The 21,913-nt window shown below is 67.9% G+C and carries 13 protein-coding genes and 1 tRNA gene; 8 read left to right on the top strand and 6 right to left on the bottom strand.

Translation table 11 applies throughout. The annotated features are described in order from the left end of the window. Nucleotides 1-8: 8 nt before the first annotated feature. The 8 genes from BKE09_RS07310 to ychF all read left to right on the top strand — a co-directional run bounded on the left by BKE09_RS07310 (nt 9) and on the right by ychF (nt 6,996). A complete protein-coding gene (locus BKE09_RS07310) occupies nt 9-1,694 on the top strand; it encodes a tetratricopeptide repeat protein (protein WP_170871732.1) in 1,686 nt (561 codons plus the stop codon). Further along, a complete protein-coding gene (gene lolB / locus BKE09_RS07305) occupies nt 1,691-2,350 on the top strand; it encodes a lipoprotein insertase outer membrane protein LolB (protein ID WP_075675291.1) in 660 nt (219 codons plus the stop codon). Before BKE09_RS07310 ends, lolB begins: the two co-directional genes overlap by 4 nt. Next, nucleotides 2,347-3,216, top strand: coding sequence for a 4-(cytidine 5'-diphospho)-2-C-methyl-D-erythritol kinase (gene ispE, locus BKE09_RS07300; RefSeq protein WP_075675290.1), 870 nt, complete (start codon nt 2,347-2,349; stop codon nt 3,214-3,216). The genes lolB and ispE overlap by 4 nt, the downstream gene beginning before the upstream one ends. An 11-nt stretch (nt 3,217-3,227) precedes the next feature. Continuing rightward, nucleotides 3,228-3,304, top strand: a tRNA-Gln gene (locus BKE09_RS07295). Nucleotides 3,305-3,443: 139 nt separating this feature from the next. Continuing rightward, nucleotides 3,444-4,403: a ribose-phosphate diphosphokinase gene (locus BKE09_RS07290; protein WP_005415400.1), complete on the top strand. Its 960-nt coding sequence runs from the start codon at nt 3,444-3,446 to the stop codon at nt 4,401-4,403. Nucleotides 4,404-4,513: 110 nt separating this feature from the next. After that, nucleotides 4,514-5,131, top strand: coding sequence for a 50S ribosomal protein L25/general stress protein Ctc (locus BKE09_RS07285; protein ID WP_014036085.1), 618 nt, complete (start codon nt 4,514-4,516; stop codon nt 5,129-5,131). A gap of 48 nt (nt 5,132-5,179) precedes the next feature. Continuing rightward, entirely contained in the window at nt 5,180-5,758 is a 579-nt protein-coding gene (gene pth, locus BKE09_RS07280) for an aminoacyl-tRNA hydrolase (protein ID WP_014036086.1), read from the top strand. 146 nt (nt 5,759-5,904) lie between these two features. Further along, a complete protein-coding gene (gene ychF / locus BKE09_RS07275) occupies nt 5,905-6,996 on the top strand; it encodes a redox-regulated ATPase YchF (RefSeq protein WP_014036087.1) in 1,092 nt (363 codons plus the stop codon). Nucleotides 6,997-7,457: 461 nt separating this feature from the next. Here the strand turns inward: ychF and BKE09_RS07270 are convergent, their stop codons facing one another. From BKE09_RS07270 to BKE09_RS07245, 6 genes are all read right to left on the bottom strand, one after another. Then, nucleotides 7,458-10,715: an autotransporter outer membrane beta-barrel domain-containing protein gene (locus BKE09_RS07270; RefSeq protein ID WP_075675289.1), complete on the bottom strand. Its 3,258-nt coding sequence runs from the start codon at nt 10,713-10,715 to the stop codon at nt 7,458-7,460. Nucleotides 10,716-10,977: 262 nt separating this feature from the next. Continuing rightward, on the bottom strand, nt 10,978-11,619 hold the full coding sequence (locus BKE09_RS07265; RefSeq protein WP_075675288.1) for a response regulator: 642 nt from the start codon (nt 11,617-11,619) through the stop codon (nt 10,978-10,980). Then, entirely contained in the window at nt 11,616-14,843 is a 3,228-nt protein-coding gene (locus BKE09_RS07260) for a hybrid sensor histidine kinase/response regulator (RefSeq protein WP_075675287.1), read from the bottom strand. Before BKE09_RS07260 ends, BKE09_RS07265 begins: the two co-directional genes overlap by 4 nt. 124 nt (nt 14,844-14,967) lie before the next feature. Further along, entirely contained in the window at nt 14,968-16,188 is a 1,221-nt protein-coding gene (locus BKE09_RS07255) for an EAL domain-containing response regulator (protein WP_075675286.1), read from the bottom strand. Continuing rightward, entirely contained in the window at nt 16,185-18,956 is a 2,772-nt protein-coding gene (locus tag BKE09_RS07250; RefSeq protein ID WP_075675285.1) for a response regulator, read from the bottom strand. The genes BKE09_RS07255 and BKE09_RS07250 overlap by 4 nt, the downstream gene beginning before the upstream one ends. 164 nt (nt 18,957-19,120) lie before the next feature. Beyond that, nucleotides 19,121-21,859, bottom strand: coding sequence for a TonB-dependent receptor (locus BKE09_RS07245; RefSeq protein WP_075675284.1), 2,739 nt, complete (start codon nt 21,857-21,859; stop codon nt 19,121-19,123). Nucleotides 21,860-21,913 lie beyond the last annotated feature (54 nt).

Raw genomic sequence — 21,913 nt, 5'->3', positions numbered from 1 at the left:
TGCCGACGATGCCCGCATTGATTCGCATCCCCAGTGTTCTGCTGCTGTCCCTGGCCTGCGCCCAGGCCCTGGCGGCGGTGCCGGCCAAGGCCCCCGTGCGGGCCGCGGCCACTGAGGAACTGGCGCTGGAACCGGTGATGGCCGGTGAATTCGCCCTGCAGGCCGGCAAGCTGGCCGAGGCCGCGCGCTGGTACCTGCAGGCCGCGCAGCAGACCGACGGCGACGCCGGCCTGGCCGAGCGCGCGACCCGTATTTCCATGCTGGCCAACGATGACGCCAGCGCCGCCAAGGGCCTGGCCCTGTGGCAGCAACGCGCCCCACGCTCGCTGACCATGCGCAGCGCCGCCGGTGCACTGGCCATGCGCCAGGGCGATGTGAAGGCCGCCCGCACCGAACTGCAGGCCCTGCTGGCCGACCCCGACGAGCGCGGCTGGAAGTTCGCCCTTGCCGCGCTGATCGGCGGTGGCCGTGATCCGGCGGTGCCGGCGCAGGTGCTGGGTGAGCTGGTCGATGCCAACGCCATTCCACCGAAGATCGAGGCCTGGCAGGAGTTCGGTCGCCTGGCCCTGCGCATGGACAAGCCCGAACTGGCGCGGCGCATGATCGATGAAGTGGTCAAGCGCTTCCCGGAAGAGCCGCGTGTGGCGCTGCTGCGTGCCAGCCAGCTGCAACAGGCGGGCGAGACCGACAAGGCATTGTCGCTGCTGCACGACGTCGAGCCAAAGACCCGCCAGGACCCCGAGCTGCGCAATGCGGTGGCCATCGCCTACGACAGCCTGGGACAGCCGGCTGCGGCCGAGCGCGTACTGGCGTTCGGCCCGCAGGACGTACAGACCTGGGGCATGCGCGCCTCGCTGCTGGCCAAGCAGGGCGACAAGGCAGCGCTGTCCAATCTCTACAACGAGCTGTCGCGGCAGGCGGCCAAGCCGGATCCGGCGCAGCGCCTGTTGCTGGGCAAGATCGCCGAATACCTGAAGCGTTACCCCGAGGCGGTGCAGTGGTACCACAGCGTGCCCGGTGGCGATGAACTGAGCGAAGCGCGCCTGCGCGCGGCCAATGCCCAGGCCCTGGCCGGGCGCCTACCGCTGGCGCTGGACGAAGTGCATGCGATCCAGTCCGATGCGGTGGTCGATGACGATGTACGCCGCGACGCCTACCTGCTGGAGGCCGAGCTGCGCCAACGCGGTGACGACAGTGCCGGTGAACTGGATGCGCTGGCACGCGGCCTGGCCGCCTACCCGGATGACAACGGCCTGCTGTACGCCCGTGCGCTTACCTGGGAGCGCCGCGACGACATCCCGCGCGCCGAGGCCGACCTGCGCAAGATCCTGGTGACCGACCCGGAAAACGTGCCGGCGCTGAACGCGCTGGGCTACACCCTGGCTGACCGTACCGGCCGCCTGCAGGAGGCGCTGGAGCTGATCGACCGCGCCCGCGTGGCCGAGCCGGACAACGCCGCCATCGTCGACAGCTATGGCTGGGTGCTGTATCGCCTGGGCCGCAAGGAAGAAGCGCTGGTGCAGCTGCGCCGGGCCTGGACCCTGGCCAAGGACCCGGAGATCGCTTCGCACGTTGGCGAAGTGCTGTGGGTGCTGGGCAAGCACGATGAGGCCCGTCATTTCTTCGAGGAAGCGGCCAAGCTCGACCCTGAAAACCGCGCGCTGCTGCGCGCCCGCGAGAAATTCAATCCATGAGTGTTTCCCTGATCCGGCCGTTGCTGTTGGCGGCCGCGACCCTGGCGGTCAGCGCCTGCACCAGCGTGGGCACGCAGAAGACTCCGGCGCCGGCGGTGGTCGAGATCGTTTCCGCCGAAGCGGCGCAGGCCGAAGCGGCGCGCGTGGCCGCGCTGCAGGCACAGCCGGACTGGGCCTTCCAGGGTCGGGTCGCGGTCAGCAAGGGCAAGGACGGCGGCAGCGGTCGCATCGACTGGAAGCAGGACGGGCGCCGTTATGTGGTCGAGCTGAGCGCGCCGGTGACCCGGCAGAGCTGGAAGCTGACCGGCGATACCCATTCCGAAGCCGGTCGCCTGGAAGGGCTGGCCGGTGGCACCCGTGACGGTGAGGACGCCCAGCAGCTGCTGCTCGAGGCGACCGGTTGGGACATTCCGGTCAACCAGCTGCCGGAGTGGATCCGTGGCCTGGTGGCCGGCGATGCTGCCGGTCCGGAGAAGGTCGAGCGCGACGGTGAAGGCCGGCCGCGCCGCATGCAGCAGATGGGCTGGCAGGTGCAGTACCTGGACTGGTACCCGGCCGACGCCGGACGGCCGGCGCTGCCGCGCCGGATCGAGGCCAGCAATGGCGACGCCAAGGTGCGCCTGCTGGTGGACCAGTGGGGGCAGGGCACGCCATGAGCGGGGCAGTCGACGACGCGGGCTGGTCCTGGTGGCCGGCCCCAGCCAAGCTGAACCTGTTCCTGCACATCACCGGCCGCCGGGCCGACGGCTACCACGAGCTGCAGACCGTGTTCCGCCTGCTGGACTGGGGGGACCGCATCGGCCTGCGCCTGCGTGAAGACGGCCAGGTGCGTCGGCAGGGCGAGGGCCTGGCCGGCGTGGCCGAGGCCGATGACCTGGCGGTGCGCGCCGCGCGCCTGCTCAAAGAGGTGGCGAATGTCGCGCAAGGCGCGGACATCATCGTCGAAAAGCATGTGTCTGCCGGTGGTGGCTTCGGCGGTGGTTCGTCCGACGCGGCCACCGTACTGGTGGTGCTGAACCGGCTCTGGCGCGCCGGGTTGGACGAGGATGCGCTGGCGGCGCTGGGCCTGCGCCTGGGCGCCGACGTGCCGGTGTTCGTGCGTGGCCGCAATGCCTGGGCTGAAGGGGTGGGCGAGCGCCTGCAGCCGATCACGCTGGCGCCGGCCTGGTATGTGGTGGTTGAACCGGGCGTTCATGTTCCTACGCCGGTCCTGTTTGCAGACCCGGATTTGACGCGCGACAGCCCAGTGGCGAAAATAGAGGACTTCGCTTCCGGGACCCTGGTCGGGAACGCGTTCGAACCGGTGCTGCGCCGCCGTGAGCCTGCCGTCGAGGCGGCGCTTGCCGCGTTGAGCGACATCGGCGCGGCGCGGCTGACCGGTTCGGGAAGTGGTTGTTTCGTCGAGTTCGCATCGCAGGCTGCTGCAGAGCAGGGACGGTCGAAGTTGCCGAAGGAGTTGCGGGCAAGGGTGGCAGCGGGCGTTGCGCGTTCGCCACTGCTGGATGCACTCGAGCAACACTGATTTATCAATGCAGGGGCGTCGCCAAGAGGCCCAAGGCACCAGGTTTTGATCCTGGCATTCGTAGGTTCGAATCCTACCGCCCCTGCCAATAGCGGCTGTGTCCGCGCCTTCCAGCGCATCACCTGCGCGGGACGTGGAAACAACCGCGGTGTTGTCAGCAGCAAGGGTCCATCGGGTCCTTGCCGACTCCGGATCCCCGCCACTCGTCCCCGCCCGAGACAATCATGATGCAAGAGTCCCCGAACCTGCTGGTCTTTTCCGGCAACGCCAACAAACGTCTGGCGCAGAACATCTGCAAGGAACTGGGGGTTCGCCCGGGCAAGGCGCTGGTCTCGCACTTCTCCGATGGTGAAGTGCAGGTGGAAATCGAAGAGAACGTCCGCAAGCAGGACGTGTTCGTGATCCAGCCGACCTGCGCGCCGAGCGCGGAAAACCTGATGGAACTGCTGGTGCTGATCGACGCGCTCAAGCGCGCATCGGTGGCCAGCGTGACCGCCGTGGTGCCGTACTTCGGCTACTCGCGCCAGGACCGCCGCATGCGTTCCTCGCGCGTGCCGATCACCGCCAAGCTGGCGGCGAAGATGTTCAGCACCGCTGGCGCTGATCGCGTGCTGACCGTCGACCTGCACGCCGACCAGATCCAGGGCTTCTTCGATATTCCGGTGGACAACGTGTATGCGTCCCCGCTGCTGCTGGCCGACATCTGGCGCGCCTACGGCACCGAGAACCTGATCGTTGTGTCGCCGGACGTGGGCGGTGTGGTCCGCGCCCGTGCGGTGGCCAAGCGCCTGGATGACGCCGACCTGGCGATCATCGACAAGCGCCGCCCGCGCGCCAACGTCTCCACCGTGATGAACATCATCGGTGACGTCGAAGGCAAGACCTGCGTGATGGTCGATGACATCGTCGATACCGCCGGCACCCTGTGCGCCGCTGCCGCTGCCCTCAAGGCGCGCGGTGCGCTCAAGGTCGCCGCCTACTGCACCCATGCGGTGCTGTCGGGCCCGGCGGTGGACAACATCACCAATTCCCAGCTCGACGAGCTGGTGGTGACCGACACCATCCCGCTGAAGGACGCCGCGCGGGTATGCAGCAAGATCCGCCAGCTGAGCGTGGCGGAAATGCTGGCCGAAACGATGCGCCGCATCGCCTTCGGCGAGTCGGTCAGCTCGCTGTACGTCGACTGAGTTTTTCGTCCCTGCCGGCAACGGCGGGGACATACCCCGGGTGCTTCTGGTCGCGGAAGCATCTTCAACCGCCACGCCGCAAGGCAAGGCAACAACCTGAGTAGTCGAAAATGTCGAAGACCCATGAAATCAAGGTCACCAAGCGTGAACTGCAGCGTAAGGGTGCGAGCCGCCGCCTGCGTCACGCCGGTGTGATCCCGGCCATCGTGTACGGCGGCAACGCCGAGCCGGTCGCCATCAGCCTGGACCACAACGAAATCTGGCTGGCCCAGCAGAACGAGTGGTTCTATGCCTCGATCCTGGACCTGAACCTGGACGGCCAGGTGCAGAAGGTCCTGCTGCGTGACATGCAGCGCCACCCGTACAAGCAGCTGATCATGCACCTGGACTTCCAGCGCGTGAACGAGAACGAAGCCCTGACCGCTTCGGTCCCGCTGCACTTCATCAACGAAGACACCTCGCCGGCTGGCAAGGCTGCCGACGTCGTGGTCACCCACGAACTGAAGGAAGTGACCATCACCTGCCTGCCGAAGGACCTGCCGGAGTCGATCGAAGTCGACCTGGGCGAGCTGAAGGCCGGTGACGTGGTGTACCTGTCCAACATCAAGCTGCCGAAGGGCGTGGAAATCCCGGCCCTGGCGCTGGGCAAGGACCACGACGATGCCATCGTCACCGCCAAGGCCGGCAAGGCCGACGCGGCTGACGAAGAAGCGGCTGCCGCCGAGTAATACCGCTACGGTGCCTGCCCCCGGGCAGGCACCGTATTGGAAGGAACCATGGCAGGACTGCGACTGATCGTCGGTCTGGGCAACCCCGGATCGGAACACGCCCGGACCCGGCACAATGCCGGGTTTCATTTCGTTGAGGCCCTGGCGGAAAAAGCCGGTGCGCGATGGAACGTGGACAGCAAGCTGTTCGGTGAGACCGCCAAGGTCGAGATCGCCGGGCAGACGGTGTGGCTGCTCAAGCCCGCCACCTTCATGAACCTCAGCGGCAAGTCGGTCACCGCCGCACAGCGGTTCTGGAAGATCGAGCCGGAAGAAACCCTGCTGGCCCACGACGAACTGGACCTGGCGCCCGGCGTGGCGCGGCTGAAGTTCGATGGCGGCCACGGCGGTCAGAACGGCCTGCGCGACACCATCCGGTTGCTCGGCCACGGCAAGTTCCATCGCCTGCGCGTGGGCATCGGCCATCCCGGCCACAAGGACCGCGTGGTGGGCTGGGTGCTGGGACGCCCTTCCAAGGATGATGACGTACTGATTTCGCGCGCCATCGACGATGCCATCGACGTGCTGCCGCTGGCGGTGCAGGGCGATTTCAGCGAAGCGATGAAGCGGCTTCATACTCCGAAATAATTGGCCCGGTAGGTACCGACCGTTGGTCGGTACGGAATCAACCAGGCCGGTAGGTACCGACCGTTGGTCGGTACGGAGAATGATTGGAAAAGCAGCGCCCATGTCGCTGTTTCCCCAATCACTTTCACCCCAGAGAGCTGTCACCCATGGGTATCAAATGCGGCATCGTCGGCCTGCCCAACGTCGGCAAGTCGACCCTGTTCAATGCGCTGACCAAGGCGGGTATCGCCGCGGCGAACTTCCCGTTCTGCACCATCGAGCCGAACGTCGGCATCGTGCCGGTGCCGGATCCGCGCCTGAACGAGCTGGCAGCGATCATCAACCCGCAGAAGGTCATCCCGACCGCGGTCGAATTCGTCGACATCGCCGGCCTGGTCGCCGGTGCCGCCAGCGGTGAAGGCCTGGGCAACAAGTTCCTGGCGCACATCCGCGAAGTCGATGCGATCACCCACGTGGTGCGCTGCTTCGAGAACGCCGACGTCATCCACGTCAACAACAAGGTCGACCCGATCTCGGACATCGAAACCATCGATACCGAACTGGCGCTGGCCGACCTGGACAGCGTCGAGAAGGCGCTGAACCGTGCCGAGCGCGCGGCCAAGGGCGGCGACAAGGACGCCGCGGCGCGCAAGCCGGTGCTGGCCAAGCTGCAGGCCGCGCTGTCGGATGGCAAGTCCGGCCGTTCGGTGGGCCTGGACGAGGAAGAGAAGGCGCTGGTGCGCGACCTGTTCCTGCTGACCCTGAAGCCGGTGATGTACATCGCCAACGTGCTGGAAGACGGTTTCGAGAACAACCCGCACCTGGAAGCCGTGCGTGCGCATGCTGCCGCTGAAGGCGCGCAGGTGGTGCCGGTGTCGGCCGCGATCGAAGAAGAGCTGTCCCAGCTCGACGACGAAGACCGCGATACCTTCCTGGCCGACCTGGGTCTGAGCGAGCCGGGCCTGAACCGTGTGATCAACGCGGCCTACAGCCTGCTCGGCCTGCAGACCTACTTCACCGCCGGCGTGAAGGAAGTCCGTGCGTGGACCGTGCGCAAGGGCGCCACCGCCCCGCAGGCTGCCGCGGTCATCCACACCGACTTCGAGAAGGGCTTCATCCGCGCTGAAACCATCGCGTATGACGACTTTATCAAGTACAAGGGCGAAGCCGGTGCCAAGGAAGCCGGCCGCCTGCGCCTGGAAGGCAAGGAATACCGCGTGCAGGAAGGCGACATCCTGCACTTCCGCTTCAACGTCTGATCCCGCGGCATTGGATCGACCCCGGACGCCCCGCCCTGTGCGGGGCGTTCGCGTTTTCGCGGCTGGACAAATAAGTGCCACGTGGGGAAACAGCTGTTGCACAAGGCTCGCAGGCGCTTATCCACACCAAACCCCCACCGCTTTCCACGCGTGATGTGGAAAACCGGTGGGGTCGGATCCCATTCCTGTGGAATGGGATCCGACCCCGGGCAATGGATAAAATTTCACCACATACTGAAACGTTTGCGGTGCAACACTCCCACCCACTTGTCCACATCAAATCCCAACCACTCTCCACGACGGGTGTGGAAAACCGCGAAGGGGCATGGACAAAAAACAGCCACATGCTGAAACGCTTGCTACGTGCGGTTCGCAGGCACTTGTCCACACCAAACCCCCATCGCTTTCCACGCCGCATGTGGAAAAAGTGCCCGGCACTCCCTTGCCGGGCACGTCCCGCATCACCAGTTGTACGACACGCCCAGCTGGGCGCCGACGTCGCGGAAGCCCATGCCGCCGCTCTGCCGGCTCAGTTCACCCCAGCCGCGCCAGGCGCCGGACAGATCCACCTGCACGCCGGCCTTGGCTTCGTAGATGTCGCGCGGCAGCTGCCGCTGCAGCCGCTCGCCGTCCATTGCCAAGCCCGCGCCATTGCTGCCGGACCACCAGTTCACCGCCACGTACGGGTGCACCTGGCCCTGCGCCGCGCTCAACCCGCGGCTGTACAGGCGCAGGCCGAGGCGGGTGCTGGTCTCGCCGCCACCGCGGTCTTCGACCACCGTGCCGTTGGCCTCGACCACGCGGTCGCTGTCATAACGGCTGTGCACCACCTGCAGCTGCGGTTCCAGGTAGATGCCGCGCTGCGCCGTGCGCCGCAGGGGCAGCACATAGCCAGCCTCGGCCGACGCACTCCAGTTGCGGGCGTCATAGCGCTCCTTCTGCAGGCCTTCGCCCTGCACGCTGTTGCGGAAGCGGCCGTACTGCAGCCAACCATCCACATAGGCGCCGCCTTCCATGCGCGCATCCTGCAGCCAGGTGGCATAGGCGCCCACGCTGGTGCCAGTGACCACGCCACGCGCGGTGTAGCCGGTCACCTGCGAGCGACTGTCATTGCGCGCGCGGCCATGGCCGAGCATCGCACCGGCCTGCAGTTCACCCGTGCCACCCACCTCGAAGCGGCGTCCGGCGCCGACCAGCACGCTGCTGATCTGGCCATCGACCTGCACCTGGCGGTTGCGGTCATGGCTGTCGGGCTGCGCGCTGCGCAGGTGCATCCAGGCCACGGCGTCACTGCTGGCGCCGGCCTGGGCGGCGGGATCACCGGCGCGGTCGTGCAGGCTGTGCCGGAACATGCCCAGCGCGGCGCTGCGGTTGGCCAGGTAGGCCGCCGGTTCCGGGCGTTCCACCTGCGGGCGTGGCGGATCGATCGGCGGCTCCGACGGCAACGGCGGATCGATCGGCGGTCCCGGCGGCGACGGCGGGTCGACCGGCGGTTCCGGCGGTTCCGGCGGCTGCGGCGGGTCGACCGGAGGATCCGGCGGCTGCGGCGGATCGACCGGCGGCACGTATTCCGAGCGCAGGTACCAGTTGCCATCATCCGGGGTCGACACGCCGCCCTTGAACAGGAAGTAGTCGTAGGCACCGGCGACCGCGCGGCCCTGCAGGCTGAACTGTGCATCCGACTGGCCGGCCACGGTGATCAGGCGGATGCCTTCCTGGGTCAGCGCACCGGCGCCGCCGGCATTGCGCACGCTCACGCTGGCGGTGCCGCTGCTGTTGCCGTTGATCACCAGCTGGTCGCCCGCCGATGTGTCGTCACCCAGGGCGCGGTTGAAGATCCAGTGGCCACCGTTGCCCACGTAGTCGCCGCTGACAGTGACCGTCTTGAAGCCGTCCGCCGCCGGCGCATCGAAGGCGATGGTGCCGGCGTGTTCCAGCGTGCCGACGCTGGAACTGGCGCGTACGTTCCACTGGCTGCTGCCATCCAGCGCCAGCTGTGCGACCTGGTAGCCGGAGTCGTTGCGCAGGGCACCGCTGAACGTGGTGCCGTTGCCCAGCAGCATGTGCACGTCGGCCGTTGCGCTGTCGACCACCACGTCACCACGCAGCGTGCTGGCGTCGGCACTGAAGTCGATGCGGCTGGTCGCCACGCTGCTGCCGTCGGTGAACACGGTGTCGCTGACCCGCAGCAAGCGGCCGGTGCCGTTGCCTGCGGTCACGTCGCTGCCATTGACGGTCAGCGCGTGATTGCTGCCCTGCAGCCAGAACGCGGCGCCACTGGCGGTCTCGATGTGGCTGTCGTTGAGGGTGGCACGGTTCCAGTACGGGCCGAACGCGGTCAGGTAGGAGCGGTAGCCGCCGCTGTTGCTGCCGGTCATGCGGATGTCCAGGCGGTCGGCCTGGGTCAGCCGCGCGGTGTTCATGTGCACGATGCCGAACACGTTCTCGCCGTCGCTGCGGATCGCAACGTTGTCGAGCAGCGCGGTGGCGGTGGAGCCGCCGATGAACACGCCGCCGCCGCCGTTGCCGCGCACGTCGATCACGCTGCCGTTGGCTTCGATGCGGCTGGCGGTGCTGCCGGTGGAGCCGGTCACGCGCACGCCGTAGGTCGCATCACCATGCGTGGTGATCCGGCCACCCTGCACGGTGGCGACGCCGCCGGCGATCTCCACGCCATAGCCATAGGTGTCGGTCCAGGTATCAATGGTGCTGTTGGTCAGCTGCAGGCGCGACTCATCGCTGGCAAGCCAGAATCCGGAGTAGCCATCGCGGACATCGAACGCCGCATCGCGGGCGGTCAGCTGGCCCCAGTTGTTGATGTTCACGCCATAGCCGCCAACGGTGTAGAAGCTGCCGCCGTTGATCACCGCGCTGGAATAGGTCTTGCTGATGCTGCTGCCGAGCAGGCGCATGCTGCCACCCACGGAGTGTGCTTCCACGTTCTCCAGCAGCACGCTGCCGCCGCTGCCGATGTCGAACCAGCCGCCGTCCAGGTAGGTGTCGTACAACTCGGCGCGGCTGCCCGCGCCATCGACGGCGACGCCGGCGAGGATGCCACCGGGCGCCAGGGTGATCCGGCTGTTGCGGATCGTCAGCAGGCCGGCGCTCTCGGCGCGCAGGCGTGCGCCACTGTCGGCGCTCATCTGCAGGGTATCCAGATGCACCTCACTGCCCTTGCCGGAGGCGCCGGCCAGGGTGCCGACGCCGCCGGTCATCGCAATGCGGCCTCCGGTGTAGCGGATCACGCCACCGTTGGATGCCTGCACGCTGGCATAGCCGCTGCCGTTGCGGGTGGTATCGATGTCGACATCGCGTGCGTCGATCACGCTGCCGGCGCCATTGGCATACAGCGCATAGAAGCCCGTGCCGGTCGCCGGTGCGATCGACAGCGTTGCGCCGCGCAGCTGCACCTGGCCACCATTGGCGGCTGACACGCCGCTGCCATTGCCGGTCACGTGGATGCGGCTGCCGTCGATCAGCGCATTGCTGCCGGTACCGGTGACCGTAAGTGCGAAGCTGCCCGCGCTGTGGTTGAGGACATCGTCGGCACCCAGCTGCAGGCTGTCGCCGTCGTTGACCAGCAGCGGGCCGGTGAGGTCTGCGGCATGCGCCGGCAGGGCTGCCCACAGGGCAGTGGCCAGCAGGCTGGGAATGAGGGGCACACGCGTGGCGCGCGCGCGCCCGTACGCACGGCGATGCCGTGTGGGGGAGGCGTTCATGCTGATGGACTTCCTGTGGCAGGGCGCAGCGAGGCTGCGCGGACTGACGCGGCAGGGCCGCGTCGCTGCGGAAGTCCCACGCGACGGCGCCTGCAGGCGCCATCGGACTTCCGTCCCCCACGGCGATGCGGCAACAGCCAGCAGGTGCACCTTGGCGGGATGTCTCCAGCCTAGAAATCGGCACTGTCCGATGGAATCAGGCGTTTCCTAAAGCCATTGCAGGCCCCGTCGCAGGGCCGCAGGGTTCAGCCGGGAGTGGGCCTCAGCCGAACAGCGAGGCCTGCAGGCAGTACTCGATCAGCGCCTGGTCGCTGTCCACGCCGAGCTTGCGCATCGCACTGATCTTCTGCGTACTGACCGTCTTGGCGCTGCGCTGCAGCTGGCGTGCGATGTCGCCCACGCTCATGCCTCTGGTGAACAGGCGGATCACCTCCAGCTCGCGCGGCGACAGGCGCGCACGGACCGCATCGGCATCGGCCGGTTCGCTCGCGGCTACCGGCAGCAGCCCCGGGGGGCGGTAGACGCGGTCGGCCAGCACTACGCGCAGGGCCTGTACCAGGCTGCCCAATCCATGGCTCTTGAGCACCACGCCGCCCGCGCCGGCGGCATACATCGCCGCAACCAACGACGGATTGGACACCATCGTCAGTACCAGCAGGCGCGTCTCCGGGAAGCTGCGGCGCAGGAACGAGATCAGCTTGATGCCGTCCCCGAAGCGGTCGCCCCCCGGCATGCTGTAGTCGGTGATCACCGCCTGTGGCCGGGTCCGGGTCATCAGCTCGATCAGCGTAGCCGGATCGGCCGCCTCGCCCACGATGTCCAGGTCCAGTTCCCCGGCCAGTACGTCGCGGATGCCGGCAAGCACGATCGGGTGGTCGTCGGCGATGAGGATCCGTGTGGTCATGGCAGGGTCGGGTCGTCAGGAAGGGAAGGGGATGCAGCGTCGAGCAGCGGATGCAGCAGCTGTTCGAGGCGTTGCTGGAAGCCGGCAAGAGCGGCCGCCTGGGTGGCCAGGTCATCACCGCCGGCAAGGCACTGTTCGATCTGCAGGCCACTGTCCACCAGCGCAGGTGCACCGACGATCACCAGTGCGCCGCGGATGCGGTGCAGAACCTGCGCCACGCGGTCGGGATCGGCAGCGGTGATCGCCTGGCGCAGGCTGTCCAGGTCGGCCTGCATGGTCTGTACGAACAGCGACTGCATCTTCGCCGGGACCTGCAGCGGGGGATCCTTGTCGTGCGACGCGGTGGAGGCAGGGCGCTCCTGCATCGCAGGGGCCGGCGCATCGCCGTCGGTGATCCGGGTCAGCAGGCGCTGCAGGGCTTCCAGCGTGATCGGCTTGACCAGTACGCCCTGCATGCCGGATTCCTGGCAGCGTTGGCGTTCGGCCGGGTCGGCATTGGCGGTGGCGCCGTGGATCGGCACGCTGACACCACGTGCCCGCAAGGCGCGGGCCAGGCCGTAGCCATCCAGCCCGGGCATGTTCAGGTCGGTCAGCACCAGCGCGAACGCCCCTTGTTGCCAGTAGCCCAGCGCTTCGTTGCCATCGCTGGCGACCACGGCGCGGCAGCCGAGCTGTTCCAGCTGGTCGCGCAGGATCGCCTGGTTGATCGGGTTGTCCTCGGCGACCAGCACCTGCAGGCCGAAATGGCGCGTCGCCGGCAGGCGCCCTTCGGCGCTGGCGGCCAGCGGTTGGCCGCTGGCCGCGGCCAGGGCGAGCACGATCGCGTCGAACCGATGCAGGCCGACCTGCCAGGCGCCATCGACCTGCCGTGGCCGCACGCCGCCTTCGCGGCAGGCGACCACGCGCGGTCCACCGGTCCGCGCGGGCAGCGAGTCGTCCAGGACCAGCTCGAGCAGCACGGCGGACGATGGCAGGCCTGCTGCGCTGTCCTGCCGGTACACGCTGGCCTGTGCACCGCGCTGCTGCAGGCGCTCGCACAGCGATTGCACCAGTTCGCGCACGTTGCCCCGCACCTGTACCTGCAGGCCGGCGGGCAGCTGCGGCGGGGGGGATTGTTGCGGATCCGCCGGCGCCGATGGCAGCGGCAGTTCGACGCTGAAACTGCTGCCCAGGCCGCTCTCGCTGACCACGCGCAGCTGCCCCTCCATCAACGCCACAAGGTGCGCGCAGATGGCCAGGCCCAGGCCGGTGCCCCGCATCGCATCGGTGCCCGGGTTGGCCTGGAAGAACGGCTCGAACAGATGCGCCTGGTGTTCGCTGGCAATGCCGATACCGGTGTCGGCCACCTGCCATTGCAGCCAGCAGCGTTGCTCCTGCCAACGTGCCGAAACGCGGACCACCACGCGCCCGCTGTCGGTGAACTTCAGCGCATTGCTGATCAGGTTGTTGAGCACCTGGCGGATCCGTGCGGCATCTCCACACACCATGGGGGGCACGTCGGCATCGATGCAGGCGTAGAACTGCAGCCCCTTGTTGGCGGCCGCGGCAGCATACGAGTCGAGCGCGTCTTCGGTCAGCCGCACCGGATCGAACGGGCTGGGTTCCAGGCTCAGTTGCCCGGCCTCGGCCTTGCTGACATCCAGGATGTCGCTGATCAGCTGCATCAGGGTCGAGGACGAACGCTGGATCGTTGCAAGGTAGTCCTGCTGCCGCGCATCCAGTGGCGTCAGCCCCAGCAGTTCAAGCGTGCCGAGCACGCCGTACAGCGGCGTGCGGATCTCATGGCTCATGGTGGCCAGGAACTGGCTCTTCGCGCGGTTGGCCTGGTCGGCGGCGCGGCGCGCCTGCTGCAGCACCTGCTCGGCTTCATGCTGGCTGCTCAGGTCAATGAACAGGCACAGCACCGCCGGCTCGCCGCGATAGCGCGCCGGTGTCGCGGTTACCAGCAGGTGGCGGCCTTCGGGCGTGGCGTAGGCCAGGCCATCGCCCAGCGTGGTGCCGCCGGCAGCCAGTACGCTGCGCCGCCACGGGCCATGCCAGCCACCGGCATGGTAGTCCTCGCCCAGCCAGCGGCGAGCGAGGGCGTTGTCCAGCAGCACATTGCCATCGGTACGGCGCAGCAGGCACAGCCCGATCGGCGCGTTGTCCAGGATCGTGCGACTGAAGGCTTCGCTTTCCAGCAGGCGCGCGTGGTTGCTGCGCAGCGGCTCGATGACCGAACGCCGGTACGCGCGCAGCACCAGCGTGCCACCCAATGCCAGCAGCAGGGCGACCACGGTCGCGCCCAGCAAGGGCCCCTGCGGGTGCTGGAACACCTGCCGCCAGCCGACGTGGTAGACCGCCAGCCAGCCGCGCTCGCTGCGCATGCGGAACTGCAGGCCATCGAGACCGGCCTGCCAGGAGGTGCCGGCGTCGCTGGCATCGGCCGCATCGCCCAGCAGGCGCTGGCCATTGGCATCGAACAGCGACAGCCGCTGGAACACCGGGACGCCCAGCACCTGCCGATAGTCATCGACACGGCCGGGATCGAGCAGGCAGGCCAACGCCGCCTGCGAATCCTTGTCGTCCTCACCCCACAGGCGCGCATCCTGCGGGGCGTGGGCGATGGCCAGCAGCCAGGTCTGCCGGTCGCGCCATGGCACGCCCACCCAGACGATGCCACCGCGCTGCAGCGCCGGCCGCGTACCCATGACCTGATGGATGCCGGTGATCGCCGGGCGCAGGTGATGCGGGCTGTTCTGGTTCGCATCGGTACCGGCGATCTGTACCGGTGCCAGCAGCCCGCGCGTGCCTTGGCCATCGACCAGCAGACATTGTGGCGGTGGATAGCGCGAGGCCGACCAGAACGTGCCGTAGAAGCGCAGGAAGCGGTCGCCCAGTTCGGTCGGTGGCGAAAGGCTGGCCCCGTCGCTCCCGATCACTGCGAAGTTGGCGAACAACGGCCCGCGCTGCAGCTCCACGCTGGCATCGGCCACCGGCTGCCCCCGCGTGCCGACATCATGCAGCCGCCACTGGCGCAGGAAGCGCTCCTGCTCGCGCAGCGTGCCGTCCAGGCGGCGGAAGTGGTATTCGATCTTGCTGCGCTCTTCGTTCACCAGCTGCGAGCCGGCCGACAGCAGCAGTCCAGCCTGCAGGGTCGCCAGCACCACCACGCCGATCAGCAGGGCGTGGACGCGCAGCGAGCGGCGAGCGAGTCGGCGTACAGGAGCGGCCTCGGCCGGCATGGCAGGTCTCGGAGCAGGGGGCGGTCAGCGGCACCGGTGGCGGCAGCGCAAAGTCCGCCACCACTGCACAGACAGGATCGTCAATGCCACTTGATGATTTCGTGAAGCCGACGTGGAATCCGTGTCAGCGCAGGGCGGCCCGCGGCGACTCGTCCAACTGGGGCGCTTCCTCGTCCAGCAGGCGGGTGAATTCATCCGACGGCAGCGCCTGCGAGATCAGGAAACCCTGCACCTGGCTGCACCCCAGCTGCCGCAGTGCGGCCAGGTCGGCATCGCTTTCCACGCCTTCGGCCACGATGGTCAGGCCCAGCTGGTTGGCCAGCGCGATCACCGTCGACAGGGTCAGGTGCAGGGCTGGGTCGCGCGCGCATCCGCTGACCAGGGCGCGGTCGATCTTGACCTCGGTGAAGGGGGTATTGACCAGGTTGTGGACCGAGCTCAGGCCCTGCCCGAAATCATCCTGGGCCAGGCCGAAGCCCTTCATGCGCAGACGGCAGGCGCCGGCATAGAAGTCGCTGACGTGCCGCGTGGTGCTGTTTTCCATCAGTTCGAAGCACAATTCACTGGGCGTACCGCCGTTGGCCAGGGTCAGCGCCAGCAGCTCGTCGGGCAGGTCCGACTGCTCCAGCAGGTGAGGGGGCAGGTTGATCGATACCGGTACCCGGAAGCCTTGTTTGCGCCAGCGTGCCTGTGCGCTGATGCTGGCCTTGAGCATCATCCGCAGCAGATCGCCCTCCAGCCCGTAGCGGCAGATTGCCGGCAGGAAGCTGCCAGCGGCCAGCGTGCCCAGCTGCGGGTGGCGCCAACGCACCAGTGCCTCGGCCGCCACGACCCGTCCTGACTGCAGTGACTTCTTCGGTTGGAACCAGGCTGTCAGGCTGCCATCGGCCATGGCTTGGCGCAGCTGCGATGCATCCGGTTCGGGCGCAGCTGCCGCGCGCGTGGGGGCCTCGCCGGCGGCCGGACGCGCCTGCGCCAGGGCCTCGAACAGGGCGTCCACATCGGCGGCCGCCACCGGCTTGGGCAGCAGGCCGATCACATCCAGCCCCAGCGATTCGGCCATCAGCCGTGCCGAGGTCATCATCCGGCGCGGTGCGGCGCTGACCACCGCAAGACGGGGTGGGCGCGGCTGTGCCGCCAGCGCCTGGATGAACTGGATGCCGTCCTGCCCGGGCATCAGCAGGTCACTGACCACCAGGTCGTAGGGCTGGCACGCACACAGCGCGATGGCCGCATCCACGTCCTCGCAGGCGTCGACCTGCACGCCGGCGCGGCTGCCGAACAGGTTGGCCAGGAAGCCACGCTGGAAGGGCTGGTCTTCCAGGATCAGGACACGCTGGGTCATGCGGGGTCTCCTTGGCGCAGGGCGTTGAGCGCCTTGCGCAGGCGGGCGATGTCGATGGGTTTGCTCAGGTAGCCCTGCATGCCACCGGCCAGGCAGCGCTCGCGCTCCTCGGCGGTGGCATTGGCGGTGGCGCCGATCACCGGCACCGGGTTGCCGTCATCGCGCAGCTGGCGGGCCAGCGCGTGGCCGTCCATGCGCGGCATGTTGATGTCGGTCACCACCAGGTCGAAAGACTGCTCGCGGCATCGCTGCAGGGCTTCCACGCCGTCCTGTGCCAGCTCCACGTCGCAGCCGAGGGTGCGCAGCTGCTCGGCCAGGATCACCCGGTTGATCGGGTTGTCTTCGACGGCCAGCACGTGCAGGCCCAGCGGCATCGGCGTTGCCGCGCGCGATGTTTCCGGCAGCGCCGCACGTTGCTGCTGCACGTTGGCCAATGCATTGCCGATCGCGGTCATCCCGTGCAGGGTCACTACCAGGCTGCCATCGGCGGCAACGGTGGGCTGGTCACCGCCGTCGATCGATGCCACCACGCGGGGGCCTGCCCAGGCCAGCGGCATCCCGGCCTCGCCGTCCATCAGGATCGCGCCGTCGTGGTCCAGCAGTGCAGGGTCGCCTTGCAGGGGCTGCGCGTTGGCGCCCCAGCGACGCAGCCAGCCGCAGGCACTTTCGACCAGTTCGCGATCACGGCCGCGCACCAGGATCGGCGGCTCCGGCTGCAGGGTCGGGCCATCCTCGGCGGCGGCCAGCACCGGCAAGGGCAGGCGCACGCTGAAGCTGCTGCCCAGGCCGGGTTCGCTCACCACCTGCAGCTCGCCGCTCATCAGGCGTACCAGGCGGTCGCTGATGGACAGGCCCAGCCCGGTGCCCTGCGCACTGGCCGCGCCACGGACCTGGCGGAACGGTTCGAACAACCGCGCCTGTTCCTCCGCAGCGATGCCCACGCCGGTGTCGGTGACCTGCCAGGCCAGCACGCTCGATTCACCTTCGCGCTGCACCTGGCGCACGCGCAGTACCACCCGACCATGCTCGGTGAACTTGATCGCGTTGCTGAGCAGGTTGCCCAGCACCTGGCGGATGCGGTCGGCATCACCGAGCACCCGCGTCGGCAGGCGCGGATCGGTACAGACCAGGATCTGCAGGCCCTTGCAGGTGGCCGATGCGGCGAAGCTGCGCAGCACGCTCTCGGTCAGCTCGCGCGGCGAGAACGCCGCCGGCTCCAGGCTGAGCTGCCCGGACTCGATCTTGGAAACATCCAGCACATCGCTGATCAACTGCAGCAGCACCGACGAGGAACTCTCGATGGTGCGCAGGTACTGTGACTGCCGGGCGTCCAGCGAGGTGTGCCCGAGCAGCTCCAGCGTGCCCAGCACGCCGTAGAGCGGAGTACGGATTTCATGGCTCATGGTGGCCAGGAACGCGCTCTTGGCCTGGTTGGCCGCATCCGCGGCCTGGCGTGCCGACGACAGCGCGGCCTGTGCCTGGCGATGCCGGGAAATGTCATGGAACACGCACAGCAGCACGTCGTCGCCCTGGTAGCGGCAGGCCGCGTGCAGCACCTGCAGCTGACGACCATCGCGGGTGGTGAATTCCAGTCCACGCCCGCGCTCGCCGGCATGTCCGCGCCATGGCGCCTGCCAGTCGCTGTGTTCGCCTTCTTCGCCAAGCCAGTCGCGCAGCAGCTGGTTGGAGAGCAGCAGCGCGCGGTCGCTGCGGCGCAGGACGCAGATGCCGACCGGCGCCATGTCGATCACCGTCGAACTGAAATCCAGGTTCTCCAGCAGCCGGCGGTGTTGCTGCAGGGCCGGCTGGATCAGCTGGAGGTCCACCCGATGCCGCAGCAGGCGCAGCGCGAGGCCGGCCAGCAGCAGCAACAGCACGCAGATCAGCAGGGGCACCGCCAGGTCGCCCAGCAGCAGCTGCGGCGGCAGGTGGTAGACCAGCCGCCAGCCATCATTGCCAACCCCCTTCACCAGCGCTACGCCGCGCGGAAGCCCGCCGCTCCACAGCGTGCCGAAGCTGTCGTCCTGGCGCTCCCGCAGGGTCTTCCAGCCCGCACCATCCAGCCGCGGCGCCTGGCTCGACAAGGCGGGCTGCCCCGCACGGTCGAGCAGCGCATAGCCGCCGATGCCCTGGCCGTCGATCATGCTCGCCGCCGCCGCGCCATCGAGCAACAGCACCAGCCACTGCGTCGGATGGGGCCCCGCCTGTACCGGCTGGGCCAATGCAACGCCACTGTCACCCGGGCGCAGCCAGTACACCGGGTCGGCCCCCTCCACGCCGCCGTTGCGCGCCTGCAGCACACGCAGCGATGGCAGGCGCGCCAGGTCGACATCGACCTCGCCACCGGCCAGCCAATGCGCGCCCCGTGCGTCGACCAGCAGCAGGTGCGTCTGCAGCGCCTGCAGCGTGTGCTCGGCGCGCGCTGACAGCAGCAGCCGCTGGCCCGGTTGGCCGCCAGCTCCATCCAGCGGCACCTGGCGCATGCCTTCGCTGTCCGTCGTAGGTGCATCCGGGTTGCCCGTCACCACCGAATCGCCCAGGTAGCGCAGCATCGCTTCGCGCTGGTCGAAATAGATCTGTGCCCTGTAGGCCGCTGCATTCATTTCGCGGCGATGGGTCGAGATGTCTTCGGTGAATGCCGTGAGCAGGTAGAAGCCGGCCGCGGCGGCCAGGCAGATGAAGACGCATACGGTCAGGCAGCGCAGCAGCACCGACGCGGTGGTCGGTGGCACGGCCTGCTGCAGCGAAGGGCGGGGGAAGCGGAACATGCAACATGCTAGGGAGCGGCGCGGATGGCGCGGAATCAGCCGTTTCCTAAAAAGCCGACGTGGACCGGCCAGGCGGCCGCTCCTGCCTGGAAACCGTTCAGGCGGCGGAAAAAAAGAACCCCCGCCGAAGCGGGGGGTCTCCTGTATCGGCGCTGGCCGGGCGCTTACAGCGCGCTGCCACCGAACTTGTGCGTGTACTGCAGGTTGATCGTGCGGCCGACGCTGTCGAACCAGGACACGTCGTAGTACGGGTAGGCGGTGTAGGTACGGTCCTTCGGCGGCATCTTGTTGAACACGTTGACCACCGACAGCGACAGGCGCGAGTGGTCGTCGAAGCGGTACTGCAGCGAGGCGTTGTAGCGATACGTTGCCTTCACGTACGGGCTGTCGCCGCTGTCCCAGTCGAACACCTGGTCGTAGCTGTCCGAGGTCGGCAGCTTGCCCAGGCGCGAGCCGTACACCGTTGCCGACCACGCATCCTTCTCCCAGGTCACGCTCAGGCTGGTCTTGGTGCGCGGGATGTCGAAGCCGCTGTTCACTGCGAACTGGTCTTCGGTACGGTCACCCGGGTAGCGCTGGAAATCATGCTTCTTCACCCAGGTGTGGGTGCCGTTGAAGATGAAGTCGCCGATGCCCGTCTGCAGGCGGTAGCGCAGGCCGACGTCGATGCCGGAGGTGGACTCGCGGGCGACGTTGATCGGCTCCACGCGCACGCCATACAGGCGCCCGTCGTTGCTGCGGGTGATGCGGGCGAGCGCATCCACGCAGGTCGGCGAGGTGATGTCGGCGCTGCCCAGGCGGCAGTTCGCTTCGTTGGCCAGGATCGTGCGCACGTCCATGTCCTGCACCTGGTTGCGCATGTCGATGTCGAACCAGTCCACCGACAGGTCCAGGCCGATCGCCGGCGACCAGACGAAGCCGGCACTCCACGACGTGCTGGTTTCCGGGTCGAGTTGGCGGTTGCCGGTGCGGCTGCGGATCAGGTTGCGTTCGTAGTCGGCGCAATCGGTGGCGCCGTCGGCGCGGCAGCTGTACAGGTCTTCGGCGGTGGTCTCATCGTTGCCCGGGCCGGCGAACACGTAGTGCAGGTCCGGCGCACGGAACGCGGTGCCGTACGAACCGCGGACCAGCAGCGTGTCGATCGGGCGCCATTCCAGGCCACCGCTCCAGGTCGCCTTGCCGATGGTGTGGCCGGAATAGCGGTACTGGTCGTAGCGGCCGGCCACGCTCAGGTTGACCGTCTCGTGCAGCGGCATGCGCAGCTCCGCAGCGGTCGCCCAGCGGTTGCGCGAGCCCTTGCCGTCCGAATCCTTCCAGCTGTAGTAGTAGTACTCGGTCGCCAGCGGATCGGGGTTCAGCGAGTAGGCCTGCTGGCCCACTTCCACGGTCGCGGCAAACCCGGCGTCGCCCCCCGGAAGGCCGAACAGCGCCGAATTGGTCAGGGTGAAGGCGGCGGTCTCCGTGCGCGACTTCGGGGTGTAGGTGGTGCGCGCGGCGATCGAATCGTACTCGGCGCGGGTCAGCGGCCGGTACAGGCGTGACGGGTCGGCGTTGTAGATCGGGAAACCGTCGTCATCCACGCCCAGCTGCGGGCCGAGGAACAGGTCATTGGCCTTGGCGGCGATGATCTGGGCCCAGCTGATCCGCGACTGGTACTGCGAATGGCTCAGCGCCGCTTCGTAATCCCAGTTGCCGGCCAGGTTGCCCTTGAAGCCGGTGGTCACGCTGAAGGTCTTCTGCGTGCTGCGCACCATGGCGTTGCGCAGGCCACCCATTTCCTCGGGCGAGAACTGGCGCTGCCAGAACTCGATCTCGCCGGTGGCTTCGTTGTTGAAGTAGCCCGACTCATCGCCGTTGGCATCCATGCGGCCCCACTTGGTGACGTCGCGCATCAGCGACATCGTGTGGTAGCCCAGCTGCACGTCGGCGAACCACTGCTGGCCATTGTCGAAGTCGTAGCTCAGCGACGCGTAGCCGTTGGCACCGCGGCGCTTGCTGAGGATGGTGCCGTAGCCGATCGAGCTGTCGCTGCCGCAGTAGTAGCCGTACTTCGGGCGATAGGCGCGGTAGGTGCTGCCCTGGTTCTGCCCGGCCAGCGCTTCGCAGGTGGCGGCGCCCGGGTCCAGGTAGTCATCGTTGTAGTCGGTGCGCAGGTAGGCACGGCGCGCGATGCGTGAACCCTCGGTGGGGCCGTCCTGGGTCGAGTCCTGGATGTCGCGCTCATAGGCCCACAGCGGGGTCTGCGACTGCAGTTCGACGCTGTACACCGCGTTGAAGTTGCCACGGCTGAAACCGCTGGCGATGCTCATGTCGAACGACTCGCCACCGCCTTCGGTGGTGGTCCCCATGCGCATGTCGATGGTGGTGCCGTCGGCCTTCTTCTTCAGGATGAAGTTGACCACGCCGGCAATCGCGTCCGAACCATAGATGGCTGAGGCGCTGCCGGTCAGCACTTCAATGCGCTCGATCATCCCCAGCGGAATGTTGGAGACATCGGTGAAGTTGCTGCGGCCCTTGAACGGCATCGGGAAGTCGGCGATACGGCGGCCATTGACCAGCACCAGCGTGTGGTTCGGGCCGAGGCCGCGCAGGTCCACCTGCTGGGCGCCCGGCGAGAAGTCGGCGCCACTGGAAGACTGCTGGCTCTGTGTCTCACCGCCGTTCTGGGTCATCGCACGCAGCACGTCCGGCACGCTGGTGAAGCCACTGGAGCGGATCTGTTCGGCGTTGATCACCGTGATCGGGGCGGGGCCTTCCACCTGGGCGCGCGGAATGCGCGAACCGGTGACCTGCACCGCGTCCAGTTGTTGTACCGAAGAGGAAGCCGGAGCCTGGGCGGCCGCGGAAGCAGCCACACCCATCAACGCCAGCTGGATCGACCACGCCATCGCCTTTCTACGCATGAGGAATTCTCGGAAATGAAGCCGGCCCGCAGAGGAGGGGCCCTGTCCCCCATT

The organism is Stenotrophomonas sp. TD3 (assembly GCF_001939825.1).
Lineage (GTDB): Bacteria > Pseudomonadota > Gammaproteobacteria > Xanthomonadales > Xanthomonadaceae > Stenotrophomonas.
The sequence above is the reverse complement of the archived record's forward strand: the minus strand, read 5'-3'. Positions and strand labels throughout refer to the sequence as shown.